This is a genomic window from Neptuniibacter sp. PT8_73 (genome assembly GCF_047778045.1).
In the GTDB taxonomy this organism is placed as follows: Bacteria; Pseudomonadota; Gammaproteobacteria; order Pseudomonadales; family Balneatricaceae; genus Neptuniibacter.
In genome coordinates this window covers 3,214,152-3,226,003 of sequence record NZ_CP180545.1, presented here as the reverse complement: position 1 = coordinate 3,226,003, position 11,852 = coordinate 3,214,152, and the positions used below count along the sequence as shown (strand labels likewise).

General features: G+C 46.0%; 13 protein-coding genes, 4 tRNA genes and 1 other RNA gene. 10 read left to right on the top strand and 8 right to left on the bottom strand.

The window, feature by feature from the left end; translation table 11 throughout:
• Positions 1-31: 31 nt before the first annotated feature.
• The 9 genes from ACMXYN_RS14660 to ACMXYN_RS14620 all read left to right on the top strand — a co-directional run bounded on the left by ACMXYN_RS14660 (position 32) and on the right by ACMXYN_RS14620 (position 5,240).
• Positions 32-119 (top strand) — tRNA-Ser (locus ACMXYN_RS14660).
• A 17-nt stretch (positions 120-136) separates the two neighbouring features.
• Positions 137-212, top strand: a tRNA-Asn gene (locus ACMXYN_RS14655).
• 11 nt (positions 213-223) lie between these two features.
• Positions 224-299: transfer RNA gene (locus tag ACMXYN_RS14650), tRNA-Lys, on the top strand.
• A 41-nt stretch (positions 300-340) separates the two neighbouring features.
• Positions 341-416: transfer RNA gene (locus ACMXYN_RS14645), tRNA-Lys, on the top strand.
• Between the two features lie 38 nt (positions 417-454).
• Positions 455-578, top strand: a non-coding RNA gene (locus ACMXYN_RS14640) — RtT sRNA.
• A gap of 419 nt (positions 579-997) precedes the next feature.
• A complete protein-coding gene (locus ACMXYN_RS14635; protein ID WP_415892464.1) occupies positions 998-1,930 on the top strand; it encodes a diguanylate cyclase in 933 nt (310 codons plus the stop codon).
• 112 nt (positions 1,931-2,042) lie between these two features.
• Complete coding sequence (locus tag ACMXYN_RS14630; RefSeq protein ID WP_415892463.1) at positions 2,043-3,680, top strand: sensor domain-containing diguanylate cyclase; 1,638 nt, start codon at positions 2,043-2,045, stop codon at positions 3,678-3,680.
• Between the two features lie 299 nt (positions 3,681-3,979).
• Positions 3,980-4,570 carry a hypothetical protein gene (locus ACMXYN_RS14625; RefSeq protein ID WP_415892462.1) on the top strand — a complete coding sequence of 197 codons (591 nt, stop codon included), beginning with the start codon at positions 3,980-3,982 and terminating at the stop codon, positions 4,568-4,570.
• A 31-nt stretch (positions 4,571-4,601) separates the two neighbouring features.
• The gene (locus ACMXYN_RS14620) at positions 4,602-5,240 is read left to right on the top strand and encodes a GNAT family N-acetyltransferase (RefSeq protein ID WP_415892461.1); all 639 of its coding nucleotides are present in this window, start codon (positions 4,602-4,604) and stop codon (positions 5,238-5,240) included.
• Positions 5,241-5,248: 8 nt separating this feature from the next.
• Here ACMXYN_RS14620 and greB read toward each other — a convergent pair whose 3' ends face one another.
• A complete protein-coding gene (gene greB / locus ACMXYN_RS14615; RefSeq protein ID WP_415885720.1) occupies positions 5,249-5,761 on the bottom strand; it encodes a transcription elongation factor GreB in 513 nt (170 codons plus the stop codon).
• 115 nt (positions 5,762-5,876) lie between these two features.
• On the opposite strand from greB, the gene ACMXYN_RS14610 reads away from it, so the two are divergent.
• Complete coding sequence (locus tag ACMXYN_RS14610) at positions 5,877-6,308, top strand: hypothetical protein (RefSeq protein WP_415882347.1); 432 nt, start codon at positions 5,877-5,879, stop codon at positions 6,306-6,308.
• 21 nt (positions 6,309-6,329) lie between these two features.
• On the opposite strand, the gene ACMXYN_RS14605 is transcribed toward ACMXYN_RS14610, so the two are convergent.
• The 7 genes from ACMXYN_RS14605 to dapC form a co-directional block, all read right to left on the bottom strand.
• Positions 6,330-6,713, bottom strand: a complete 384-nt coding sequence (locus ACMXYN_RS14605; protein WP_415885718.1) for a hypothetical protein — start codon at positions 6,711-6,713, stop codon at positions 6,330-6,332.
• Positions 6,706-6,978, bottom strand: coding sequence for a hypothetical protein (locus ACMXYN_RS14600; RefSeq protein ID WP_415892460.1), 273 nt, complete (start codon positions 6,976-6,978; stop codon positions 6,706-6,708). Before ACMXYN_RS14600 ends, ACMXYN_RS14605 begins: the two co-directional genes overlap by 8 nt.
• A complete protein-coding gene (locus ACMXYN_RS14595) occupies positions 6,975-7,805 on the bottom strand; it encodes a putative RNA methyltransferase (protein ID WP_415892459.1) in 831 nt (276 codons plus the stop codon). The genes ACMXYN_RS14600 and ACMXYN_RS14595 overlap by 4 nt, the downstream gene beginning before the upstream one ends.
• A 2-nt stretch (positions 7,806-7,807) precedes the next feature.
• A complete protein-coding gene (gene dapE / locus ACMXYN_RS14590) occupies positions 7,808-8,953 on the bottom strand; it encodes a succinyl-diaminopimelate desuccinylase (RefSeq protein ID WP_415885714.1) in 1,146 nt (381 codons plus the stop codon).
• A 182-nt stretch (positions 8,954-9,135) separates the two neighbouring features.
• Entirely contained in the window at positions 9,136-10,167 is a 1,032-nt protein-coding gene (gene dapD / locus ACMXYN_RS14585) for a 2,3,4,5-tetrahydropyridine-2,6-dicarboxylate N-succinyltransferase (RefSeq protein ID WP_415885713.1), read from the bottom strand.
• Positions 10,168-10,219: 52 nt separating this feature from the next.
• On the bottom strand, positions 10,220-10,564 hold the full coding sequence (locus tag ACMXYN_RS14580; protein ID WP_415892458.1) for an ArsC family reductase: 345 nt from the start codon (positions 10,562-10,564) through the stop codon (positions 10,220-10,222).
• 20 nt (positions 10,565-10,584) lie between these two features.
• Complete coding sequence (dapC, locus tag ACMXYN_RS14575; RefSeq protein ID WP_415892457.1) at positions 10,585-11,781, bottom strand: succinyldiaminopimelate transaminase; 1,197 nt, start codon at positions 11,779-11,781, stop codon at positions 10,585-10,587.
• Between the last annotated feature and the right edge of the window lie 71 nt (positions 11,782-11,852).

Here is an 11,852-nt window from a genome sequence, read left to right as displayed (position 1 = left end):
CTCATTACGATAATATACGCGCCGTTCCTGCGGAGGGATGGCTGAGTGGTCGAAAGCACTGGTCTTGAAAACCAGCGGTCCGAGAGGGCCCTAGGGTTCGAATCCCTATCCCTCCGCCATTTACTGGAACAGCAGTTCCCTGATAGCTCAGTTGGTAGAGCAGTAGACTGTTAATCTATTGGTCGCTGGTTCGAGTCCAGCTCAGGGAGCCATATTAAGAGTTGGGTCGTTAGCTCAGTCGGTAGAGCAGTTGGCTTTTAACCAATTGGTCATAGGTTCGAATCCTATACGACCCACCACTCTTAAACTTCTTTAGCGAAATTCTTTCGCAATCTTATGTGGGTCGTTAGCTCAGTCGGTAGAGCAGTTGGCTTTTAACCAATTGGTCATAGGTTCGAATCCTATACGACCCACCACTTTAAGAATCCAGCCTTGAGCTGGTTTTTTTATGCTCAAAAGATACTCATTGTATAGGATGAGAACCGTTAAAGGTTCGATTCGGCGGGCGGAGCCCAGAGAAAACAGCGGAGCCTGCGACGCTGGCCCGCAGGGCATTAGTAATCCTATACGACCCACCACTTTCCTTAATTTGTACTCAGTTTTTTACTTGCTATTAGTAAGATAGTTGCGCCTTTTTGTCGTATAGGATGAGAACCGTTAAAGGTTCGACTCGGAAGGCGAAGCCTGTAGAAAACTATTCCCTTAAATAAAAGGGAGCTTGCGACGCTGGCCCGAAGGGCATTGGTAATCCTTACGCCCACCACTTTAAGAATCCAGCCTTGAGCTGGTTTTTTTATGCCTGAGATTCAGCACGGCTTCGCCGTTTAGGACGCCACTTCGTGGCTAGAGGACGGCTGCGCCTAGAGGTTGCTTTGTTAATCTCTATCATTGGCGATCCTAAATTTACTGAACTATTGATCCAGCTCGGACTCTATTTCTTGAATAACTGCTAAAGTTAGTGAGTGGTTTCTATACAGTTGTTTCTCTAGAGGGTTTTATGTTGCATCCCGACCAGTGGGTAATCGAGGAAAAGGATGATCTGGTGCCATTGGATAAGTGGCAGAAAACAGTGGATGTGATGGCGCGAATCTTTCAAGCGCCTGCGGGCTTTATTGTCCAGTATCGCCCAAAAGGCTATCAGGTAGTGATTGCCAGTGATCAGGAATCGAATCCATACCCTGCTGGGGTAGAGATTACGCCGGATACCAACATTTTTTGTAAAAAAGTCGTGCAGGAAGGGCATGAACTATATGTCAAAAATGCCCAAGAGGATTCTGCTTGGGATACCAACCCTGAAGTTGCTAATGATGGTTTTAGCTCCTACCTAGGTTTGCCGGTGCAGTGGCCATCAGGCGAGCCGTTTGGAACCATCTGTGTCATGGATTTTGAATCCACAGATTACCGCGCTGAATACATAGATCTGGTGAGTGAGTTTAGAGATCTGATCGAGGCTGATCTGCGTCTCCTTTCTCAGTATGAAGAGATTTCCAACCTGGCAATGACAGATGAGCTAACAGGGCTCTATAACCGTCGTGGATTTATGTCTGTCGCTACGCATTATTCGGTACTTGCTAAACGCACTGGAATGGCTCTAGGTTTGCTCTATTTGGATCTAGATGATCTTAAAGGGATAAATGATCAACAGGGTCATAGTTCGGGCGATCAGGCGCTTAAGCGCCTTGCAGAAGCTATACGAAGCTCTATCAGAGAGAATGATATCTCTGCGCGTATGTCTGGTGATGAGTTTGTAGTGCTCGCTGCCGCAGAGTCGCAGGCTGACTTAGATAAAATCGCTGAGCGAATTAGCCAGGGGCTTAAGGAAAATCAGCTAAGTGTCAGTATTGGTAGTGTGATGCTTGCTGGTAATCAGGCGATTGAGTATTGGCTGGAGCAGGCTGATAGCAAAATGTACCAAGATAAAAGCAGTTAGCACCTTCCTTCGTGGCTTTAAGCGGACTATATCTTGTAACCCTTATTTATTGAGGGTACAACTAAAAATACAGTTATATTCATTTTGTAAGTTGCTATAGGCCATATTTCATATGGGTACTGATCCTAAGCCCCTCTCATCAAGCTTGAATGATATCGATGGATCGATTCTTAGCTATATAAATGATCCGGTTTCTATCGTAGATAAGCATTATATCTATCGTGCAGTAAGCCGTGGCTATGAGCTTATGTTTCAGCAGCCTGCTTCTGAGATTATAGGTACTCACGTTAGGGATCTTCATGGTGACGAAGTATTCAACGGTTTTTTGAAGCCCGCATTAGATAGAACGTTGGCTGGGGAATCCTTTGAATTTCAATTTTCTAGACCAGACCCTGAGGGCAATCTCCTCCATATTCATAGTAAACATTCCGTTTATAGCGGTCCTTTAACGGATGGCTTGGGCGTGGCAGTTGTGGCCCGAGATATAACTGAGCTAGTGAATGCAACCCAAAAACTAGAAGGGGAACGTGCCCTTCTAAAAAAAGAACGAACTCTGCTTAAGAACATAATTAATACGCTACCGGATTTTATCTTCGCCAAAGATAATGAGGGTGTATACCAGGTAGTGAACCGCAGTTTTGAAGAGTTTATTAATAAGCCTTTGAATGAAATCTTAGGAAAAACAGATGCAGACCTTATGTCCAAGGAATCTGCAGGCTATGTTCGGGGCATAGATGCTCAGGTTTTGAAGACCGGGAAGGCTCACAGGGATGATGAATGGGTTACCTATGAAGATGGTAGGCGCCGATTACTGGATATGCATAAACTGCCGTTAGTAAATGAACACGGTGAAGTAAATGGGGTTTTGGGTATTGGCACTAACGTTACGTTTGAAAGTCAGGCCGAGCAGAATCGTCAAATAGCTTCGGTATTCTTCGAGGTGACCAATAACCCCTGTTTTATTCTAAATGCTCAGTCTGAAGTTTTAGCTGCAAATTCAGCGGCTCAGAGGGCATTTGATTTAGATGAGAAGCCGGAGGGTTCTGTATTTGATTATTTTTTTGATGCTGCAGGTGGCAAGTGCAGCCTTGAAGAGTGCTTAGGAACTAATCAATATTGGAGCGGGGAGCTCTGTGACAACAAAAATAGTACTTATTTTGCTTCGCTTCATAAGGTTGCTGCTCAATCTAAACTAGCTGATCGATTTGTCTTGGTTTTTCAAAACCCAGAAGATCATACTCAGGTTGCTCAGGAGTTGCTGGCAAAAGCTTATGAGGATCCCCTTACTAAGCTGCCAAATAGAAGGCTATTCTATTCAAAATTAGAGAGTGCTCTAATTCGCGCTGAGCGTCAGTTGAAAAAGATAGCGGTACTGTATATCGATCTTAATAGCTTCAAGCCTATAAATGATAATTTTGGGCATGAGGTTGGAGATAAGGTCTTAATTGAGTTAGCTAGAATCCTGATCTCTTGTTTAAGAAAAACAGATATCGTTGCTCGAATTGGCGGTGATGAGTTTGCTGCGCTGGTCGATACAAACTCCATGGAAGAAGCTAATTTCATTGTCAATAAGATCCACCAGGCCATAGAAAACTCGTTCTTTGTAGAGCAACTATCTAGTCGTAAAGTCAGTGTCAGTATTGGAGTCAGTTGTTTTCCGGATGATGCAGGTGCAGCTGAAGAGCTCTTACGTATTGCTGACCAAGATATGTATAAAGCGAAGCAGAAATTTAAGTCTCAATCTGTTTAGGACGCCGCTTCGCGGCTAGAGATCGGCTTCGCCTTTTAGAACGCCACTGCGTGGCTAGAGGACGGCTTCGCCTAGAGAAAAAGCGTTGGTGTTGGAGTTATTTCTGCTTGAAACCCGTTGTCTGACATACTTCAGCTATTCTTCTGTTAATAAAAAAAACACGGCAATGACTTTCTATCTCGTTAGTTTTCTTGCCTTTTTTACTTGTTATTCACATATTAAGCGCTTAGGGCTCTGTTGTGCAGAGGGCTTCCTGTACAGTCAATATTTATAAAGCGTTAGTTGAAATTGGAGTAGGAATGACAGAGAGCTTTATTAGACAAAGAAGAAACTTATACATCGTAAACGGAATATTGCTCTTTTCATGCCTAGCAAAAGTACAAATTTCAAATTTGACAGTGGCGGGTATTAATTTCTCAGGGTTTAACAATCCTCAAATTTTCTTTGTCTTTCTATGGATTGTTTGGATTTATTTTTTATATCGTTTTGCTGTTTATTTCTTAGAGGATGAAAGAGATTCGTTTATCAAAACTTGGGAAAGAGAAATACAACGGTATGTAAATCCAAAGCTTCATCAAATAGCTGAAGGTTACTGCTCGAATGAATACTTAGGTAATTCTGGAAATTTCTATAGTCTAAAGAAAAATGGATGGAAGTTAAATTTTCAAGAAGGCTGTGATCACGAACATCTTGGGCAGCAAATAAGTAATCACTCATTACACATACGATATAGCCAATTGGCAGTCCCTCTTACTCTAGGGGCTTTAAGGTTTCTATTATTAACACCTGCTGTGACTAATTACATATTACCAATTCTGTTCAGCTTCGTTGTATTTTATGTTGCCGGTTTCACAAGTTGGGAAGGTGCTTTAAATTCGAACATAAATTAATAAGTAGTTTAACTTTTCGTAACGGCGCTGGATGCATTCTAGCGGTATCTATTATCGGGACAGTTCCGAGTTAATTCATGCTTTTCTAAGTTTTTTAAACCTCAATGTAACGATGATTCATACATTATCTACCGAACGACTTACCCTGGGCTCTTGGCGAGACTCCGATTCCAAGCCATTCTTTGAGCAGATCAATGCCGACTCTGAGGTGATGGAATATTTCCCAAGTACGCTGTCTCGTGAGGAGAGTGATGCATTGGCGACTGAGCTGCAGCGTCGTATCGATGTGAATGGTTGGGGTTTATGGGCTGTTGAGGAGAAAAGTTCAGGTCAATTTATTGGTTTTGTTGGTTTGAATAGCCCTTTAGTTGAGCTGCCTTTTACGCCTTGTGTTGAGGTGGGTTGGCGATTAAGTAAAGCGTTTTGGGGTAAGGGCTACGCGACTGAGGCGGCTAAGAAGGCGCTGGAGTTTGCGTTTGTCGAGTTGGAGCTTGCTGAGGTGGTGTCGTTTACGTCGGTGTCTAACTTACGTTCTCAGGCGGTAATGACACGTTTGGGTCTGCGGGACACAGGGGAAAACTTCAACCATCCTGCTGTGCCATCGGAAAGCCCACTGTACGAACACGTATTGTTTACAATCACGCGCGATGAGTGGGCTGAGCCGCTTTAGGCTTTAGATCAAGATGAAGCGTACTCGATCTTAGTTATCTCGTACCAAACTTCGCTGCCATCAGGTTTCTGTAAACAGACTTCTTCGCCAAGCTGCTTTTTCAGCAATAACTTTGCAAGGGGGGAATCCATAGAGATGTAATCAGAGCCAGCGCCTATTTCATCAGGGCCGACGATGCGGTGGCGTTTTTCCTCATCCTCTTCATCTAACAGCGTAACCCAAGCGCCGAAAAATACGGTATCGCGTTTATCTGGTGCTGGAGCGCGGTCTACCACCACCATATCTTCTAAGCGTTTGGAAAGGTAACGAACGCGGCGGTCAATTTCGCGCAGCTGCTTTTTACCGTAGATATATTCTGCGTTCTCGGAGCGGTCCCCTTGAGCGGCAGCTTCTTTTACCGATTGGGTAATTTCAGGACGTTTTACCTTCCAAAGATATTTCAGTTCGTCGTTCAGCTCTTTATAGCCTTCGGCTGTAATGTACTTGGAACTTCGAGGTTGTGGTGGGCGCCATCTTCCCATGGTGGTTTGATCTCTAATTTTTCTGTGATTTTCAGTAAAGAAGTTTAGCGTTTTGCCGATACAGTCGTCACTAGTTTCAACACTAGATTGTTACTTCCGGTTGTAGATAGGCTTTATGCGTACAGAACAGATTCAAACTCGAATAGAGGGCTATACCTCCAATCTGAGCCAAGCGGTTCAGAGTGGTAGTGGTGCGCAGTTCTCTATGCTGCTGAGTTTGATTCATTCTAACCAGCAGTTGATGAAGCCAGATGCTGTGCCTGCTGCGTCGGATGCAGAGTTTCGTTTACCGGAAACCCAGTCCAAATACCCTGATCCAAATGAGTTACATGATGGTCAGGTTGTAGAGCGACTGAATATGGCGGTACATGACGGTTTAGTGGGTGATTTTGCCTATGTGAATGGCTATCTGCATAGCCATAGCAATACGCCACGTCAGCAGCAGTTATCGTCGGATGAGTACGCTAAGGTTGCGTTGATGTCGACCGGTCAATTGATGATCGATGAGATTGAAAGCTCCCGTTCACAGATCCGTACGGCAGCTTAATTTTATTTCTAATTTAGGCGCTTAAGTACGCCACTGAATCTTTTCTGCTTCGCCCGCTTCTACCTTCCAGTATTCATCTGGATCATCACCATCGTTCCAGCCGCCAGCAATGCTTCGCACTTGTGTATCCATCTCTGAGGACGCTGCGTGTGCGCAGTCTAGGTCTTGCGCCCAAGGGCTCTTATCCGATTTAAGCCATACGCTAGCCCATGCTTTGCCAGCCACTTTTTCGTGGATCATGACGGGTACGGAGTGATCACCGAAGCGCAGGCTCAGCTCGTGGATATTGCCTTTTGAGGAGATGATATCCAGTTGGTCGGCATGTGACTGAAGCCAATTAGTGATTGAATCAAAAGAGCGATTCTTTACGTAGATTTCGATATCAGGGTGTCGGGTGTCAGTCATTTTTGTCGTCGCTAATAAAACGGATGATACGTAGTACGCTGAGGCTAAGATAACCTACGGCCGCCAGTATGATCCCTGCCACTATGATGATCAAGCCAATCAGGGCAAGAATCTCTTGAGCTACTGAGCTTTTCAATGCAAATTCGGCAGCGCCTAGGATAAGCACGCCGACAAAGAAGGCGACAAAGCCGATGCCAAAGATCACTAAATTTTGGCGAGGGTTGTCGGCTCTATGTTTTAGCCAGCGTTTCAGGGTTTGCTTCATAAGCGGGTAAATACGCCCAAATTAACATCTAGGGTGAGATCTAGCTGTTCTTGGTCGATGATTTTTTGTTGTGCTTCAGCTTTGAGACGCTGGCCGTGCGGGGTCATCGCCAATAAAGTGCTGATCTGCTCTGAGCTATTGAGTGAAAATTGGTAGTTCACTGTTACTTGTTTAGATAGCTCAAACTGCTCTTTTAGCGTATCAACCGGATTAAAGTGGCTCTCTCTAATCTCACTGTAGATCAGTTTGCGTAGTTCGATTAGATGATCGGCACCCGGCCAAGCAACAATTAAGCTGCTGCCAACTTTCATTGGTTTAGCCAGTGCTTCAGGCATTAAGCGGCTAAAGAGCACAAGTTGAAGGTCGAGCGATTGATCCGGCACTGGTGTATCAGCACCGGAAGCAACTAACCATTGAATCTCTTTAGTTCGAGCACAGGCTGCTTTGACGGCATGTTTGGAGATGTCTAAGCCGGTGAGCTCCACAGATTGGCCGTTGGCTAACAGGTGCTGGTGGAGACGGTCTGTGTAATAACCTTCACCGCAGCCCATATCTAGAATGCGAGCGTTCTCTGTGCCTTTTATTTCGTCTAAAGCAAGCTGATTGATCTGGCCGGAGAGTGCTTGGTAGTGGCCGCCATCTAAAAACTGACGGCGGGCTTGTACCATCTCTGTATTATCGCCCGGATCTTTAGAGCGCTTTTTGTGGGCTAGTAATAGATTCCAATAGCCCTGACGCGCTGCGTCGAAACTGTGATTGTTTCCGCAGCGCATATTTTTGCCCTGCTGTTCCAGCAAGGATTTACAAACAGGGCAAGTGAGTTGCATTACTAGTCCTTAACCAGCAGGCGAGCCATAACGTTCTCGTAAAGATCAGATAGGGTATCTAGATCTTTGCAGCTGATGCGCTCGTTCACTTTGTGGATAGTCGCATTGATTGGGCCAAGTTCAACCACTTGTGCGCCAGTAGGTGCGATAAAGCGGCCATCAGAAGTACCACCGGACGTGGATAGCTCAGTATCCTGACCTGTGATTGCTTTAATCGATTGCTGACATGCTTCAACCAAATCGCCTTCAGCGGTTAGGAATGGGTTGCCAGAAAGCGTCCAATCGATATCCCACTCTAGGTTGTGCTTGTCTAGGATGTCGCGAACACGGGTTTTTAGTTCATCCGCAGTTACTTCTGTAGAGAAGCGGAAGTTGAACATGATATCCACATGACCTGGTACAACGTTAGTTACGCCTGTACCGCCATTGATATTAGAGATCTGGAAGCTTGTTGGTGGGAAGAAGTCGTTACCTTCATCCCAAACTTCAGCCGCTAGTTCTGCTAATGCAGGCGCAGCCATGTGAATTGGATTTTTTACTAGGTGTGGGTAAGCAACGTGACCTTGAACACCGCGAACAGTCAGTGCGCCGCCTAGAGAGCCGCGACGGCCGTTTTTAATCACATCGCCTACGTGCTCAGTACTTGATGGTTCGCCAACGATGCACCAAGTGATCTTTTCGTTACGTGCTTCAAGGTGGTCAACTACACGAGTCGTACCATTCACCCATGGACCTTCTTCGTCACTGGTGATCAGTAGAGCGATAGAGCCATCGTGATCTGGATGGTGCTCTACAAAGCGCTCTAGCGCGGTAATGAATGCCGCTAGGCTGCCTTTCATATCTGCTGCGCCACGACCGCAAAGCATACCTTGTTCGATATGCGCTTCGAATGGTGGAAACTCCCAGCGCTCTTCAGGGCCAGAAGGAACGACGTCAGTATGACCTGCAAAGCAGAAAACTGGACCGGAATCGCCACGGCGAGCCCAGAAGTTAGATACCTCTTCAAATTGAAGGCGCTCAATTTTGAAGCCTAGGGCCTCTAAGCGTTCAATCATTAGATCCTGACAGCCTGCGTCTTCAGGTGTTACAGAGCGGCGGCTGATTAGGTCTTTAGCCAATTCAATTGTTGGAGAGAGGTGCTGAGTCATAGTGAGGTTCCGTTAGGATGACGCGTGATATAGAGAAAGGCTAAAGCTGGAAGCTAAGCGTTATGAGCGCAGCTTAGTCGAGGCGGAGCTTAGTGAGGAAGCAGAGTTTACATGTAGTAAATGAGCATTCCGAACTAAGCTCCAACGCTGAATAAGCAAGCGCAATAGCTTAGAGCCAGCTTTTAGTTGTGCTTGTGTAGCTCTTCGTTAAGCTCAATCGCAGACTTGTTAGTCTTAACTTCGATGCGACCGTTCTGAGAGTTACGACGGAACAATAGGTCTGGCTTACCAGCAAGCTCAGCGGCTTTAACCGTGCTAACTTCGTTGTTCTGATCGTCAAGGATAGTAACTTTGGAGCCAGCAGTTACGTATAGGCCAGCTTCAAGTGTACAACGATCGCCTAATGGTAGACCTAGACCTGCGTTTGCACCTAGTAGGCAGTTTTCGCCAACAGAGATCACAACGTTGTTACCGCCAGATAGTGTACCCATAGTAGAGCAACCACCACCTAGGTCAGAACCGTTACCTACAACAACACCTGCAGAAATACGGCCTTCGATCATGCTTACGCCAAGTGTACCAGCGTTGAAGTTTACGAAGCCTTCGTGCATTACAGTAGTGCCTTCACCTACGTGAGCACCTAGACGTACACGAGAAGCATCACCGATACGGATACCAGCAGGTACAACGTAATCAGTCATTTTCGGGAACTTATCAACAGAGTTAACTGTTAGAACGCGGCCTTGAGCACGTGCAGCTAGCTGACGCTTTGGTAGGTCGTCTAGAGATACAGCGCCTTCGTTAGTCCAAGCAACGTTTGGTAGAAGACCGAAGATACCAGTTAGGTTGATACCGTGTGGCTGAACTAGACGGTGAGAAAGAAGAGAAAGCTTTAGGTAAGCTTCAGCAGTGCTTGTTGGATTCTCGTCAGACTCAAGGATGCAAAGTACTAGTGGCTGTTGAGTGCCTTCTAGGATCTCTACGATTTCAGCTTGGTCTTCAGCGCCTACAGATAGGAATGCAGCTTCTAGATCTTTTAGCTGAGCTTCTTTGATTTCGATTGCAGCGTTGCCACCAGTGTAGCCAACTTTTTCAGCAACAGCGTTAACCATCGCATCGTCTGCGTTCAGCAGTGGTGCGTTGTAATAAACTTCTAGCAGTTCGCCAGCAGAGGACTTAGTGCCTACACCCAAACCGAATGCAAAATTCGCCATGATATTCTCCAGAAATATAAAATTTAAAATTCGTTACGTTGTTGCAGCGCGCTTAGCTGAAAAGCGCTGCGTATTCTGTATCTTTAAAACCTACTTTGCGTTCACTTCCGGTATCCAGAAGTGGGCGCTTGATCATTGCTGGGTGTTCCAGCATTAGCGCAATTGCTGAGGCTTCATCAATATTGTTCTTAACTTCGTCTGGCTGCTGACGCCATGTAGTACCGCGCTTATTTAGCAGTAGCTCCCAACCTAACTCATCGACCCAAGCTTTCAACTGTACTTCTTCTAGGCCGTTTTTGCGGTAATCGTGGAACTGGTAATCAACACCGTTCGCTTCCAGCCATTTCTTAGCTTTCTTGATTGTGTCGCAGTTAGGAATGCCATACACAGTAATCATATGGGGATTAATCTCCGGCCTTAAAGTGATTCAACGTATTCGCGGATACGATTTGCTGCTTCTACGCACTCTTCAACGGTTGCAACCAGTGCCATACGTACAAAACCCGCACCCGGAAGGATGCCATCGGTTTCGCGAGATAGGTAGCTACCCGGAAGTACAGTTACGTTTTGTGAAGCGAACAAGCCTTGTGCGAATTTGTCATCAGCAATCGGCGTTTTAACCCACAGGTAGAAGCTCGCATCTGGGCGTTGAACTTCCAGAACAGGCTCTAGGATACGGATGACGCTGTCGAACTTGTGACGGTACTGGTCACGGTTATCGAGTACGTGATCTTCATCGTTCCATGCTGCAATCGACGCTAGCTGATGTTGAATCGGCATAGAGCAACCGTGGTAAGTACGGTAAGACAGGAACGGTTGTAGCAGTTTCGCATCACCTGCAACAAATCCTGAGCGTAGACCCGGTAGGTTAGAACGCTTAGACAGGCTGTGCATAACTATACAGTTTTTGTAGTCATCACGGCCAAGCTCTGCGCATGCTTGTAGAAGACCTACTGGCGCGTTTTCTTCGTCTAGGTAGATCTCGGAGTAACATTCATCAGATGCCACGATAAAGTCGTATTTGTCAGAAAGCGCGATCAACTTCTTCAATGTTTCCAGATCAGTTACTGCACCTGTTGGGTTGCTTGGAGAGCATAAGAACAACAACTGACAGCGCTGCCACACATCTTCTGGTACAGCGTCGTAATCAGGAATAAACCCGTTTTCTGGCAGACAGTTTAGGTAATATGGCTCTGCGCCAGATAGGTACGCCGCACCTTCATAGATCTGATAAAACGGGTTTGGAGATACTACCAATGCGTCAGGCGCGCGGTTAACTGCTGCTTGTGTGAAAGCGAAGATAGCTTCACGTGTGCCGTTAACCGGCAGAACGTGATCGTCAGCAGTTAGCGTGTTTTCGTTCAGGCTAAAGCGACGTGTGCACCAGTCGGCAATTGCTTGGCGTAGCTCTGGCAAGCCTTTAGTTGTAGGGTAGTTTGCCAGTTTGCCCATGTTTTCAATTAGGCACTCCGCCACGAATGGAGGTGACGGGTGTTTAGGTTCGCCGATAGAAAGTGCGATGTGCTCTTTATCCGAAGGCGGTGTTACTTCCGCTTTCAGCGCAGTCAATTTTTCAAATGGGTATGGCTGTAACAGACTCAGATCGCGATTCATACGGGTCCTTTAAGTGCCCAAGTAGGGGCTCACTAATGAAAAGATGATGCAAAATTAGGCGCAAAATTATA

Bases quoted from the DNA above. Each gene is read 5' to 3' on its own strand.
- greB (WP_415885720.1), bottom strand. From the start codon at position 5,761: ATGGGAAGATGGCGCCCACCACAACCTCGAAGTTCCAAGTACATTACA.
- ACMXYN_RS14625 (WP_415892462.1), top strand. From the start codon at position 3,980: ATGACAGAGAGCTTTATTAGACAAAGAAGAAACTTATACATCGTAAAC.
- ACMXYN_RS14580 (WP_415892458.1), bottom strand. From the start codon at position 10,564: ATGATTACTGTGTATGGCATTCCTAACTGCGACACAATCAAGAAAGCT.
- ACMXYN_RS14595 (WP_415892459.1), bottom strand. From the start codon at position 7,805: ATGCAACTCACTTGCCCTGTTTGTAAATCCTTGCTGGAACAGCAGGGC.
- dapE (WP_415885714.1), bottom strand. From the start codon at position 8,953: ATGACTCAGCACCTCTCTCCAACAATTGAATTGGCTAAAGACCTAATC.
- dapC (WP_415892457.1), bottom strand. From the start codon at position 11,781: ATGAATCGCGATCTGAGTCTGTTACAGCCATACCCATTTGAAAAATTG.
- ACMXYN_RS14605 (WP_415885718.1), bottom strand. From the start codon at position 6,713: ATGACTGACACCCGACACCCTGATATCGAAATCTACGTAAAGAATCGC.
- ACMXYN_RS14635 (WP_415892464.1), top strand. From the start codon at position 998: ATGTTGCATCCCGACCAGTGGGTAATCGAGGAAAAGGATGATCTGGTG.
- ACMXYN_RS14610 (WP_415882347.1), top strand. From the start codon at position 5,877: ATGCGTACAGAACAGATTCAAACTCGAATAGAGGGCTATACCTCCAAT.
- dapD (WP_415885713.1), bottom strand. From the start codon at position 10,167: ATGGCGAATTTTGCATTCGGTTTGGGTGTAGGCACTAAGTCCTCTGCT.
- ACMXYN_RS14630 (WP_415892463.1), top strand. From the start codon at position 2,043: ATGGGTACTGATCCTAAGCCCCTCTCATCAAGCTTGAATGATATCGAT.
- ACMXYN_RS14600 (WP_415892460.1), bottom strand. From the start codon at position 6,978: ATGAAGCAAACCCTGAAACGCTGGCTAAAACATAGAGCCGACAACCCT.
- ACMXYN_RS14620 (WP_415892461.1), top strand. From the start codon at position 4,602: ATGCATTCTAGCGGTATCTATTATCGGGACAGTTCCGAGTTAATTCAT.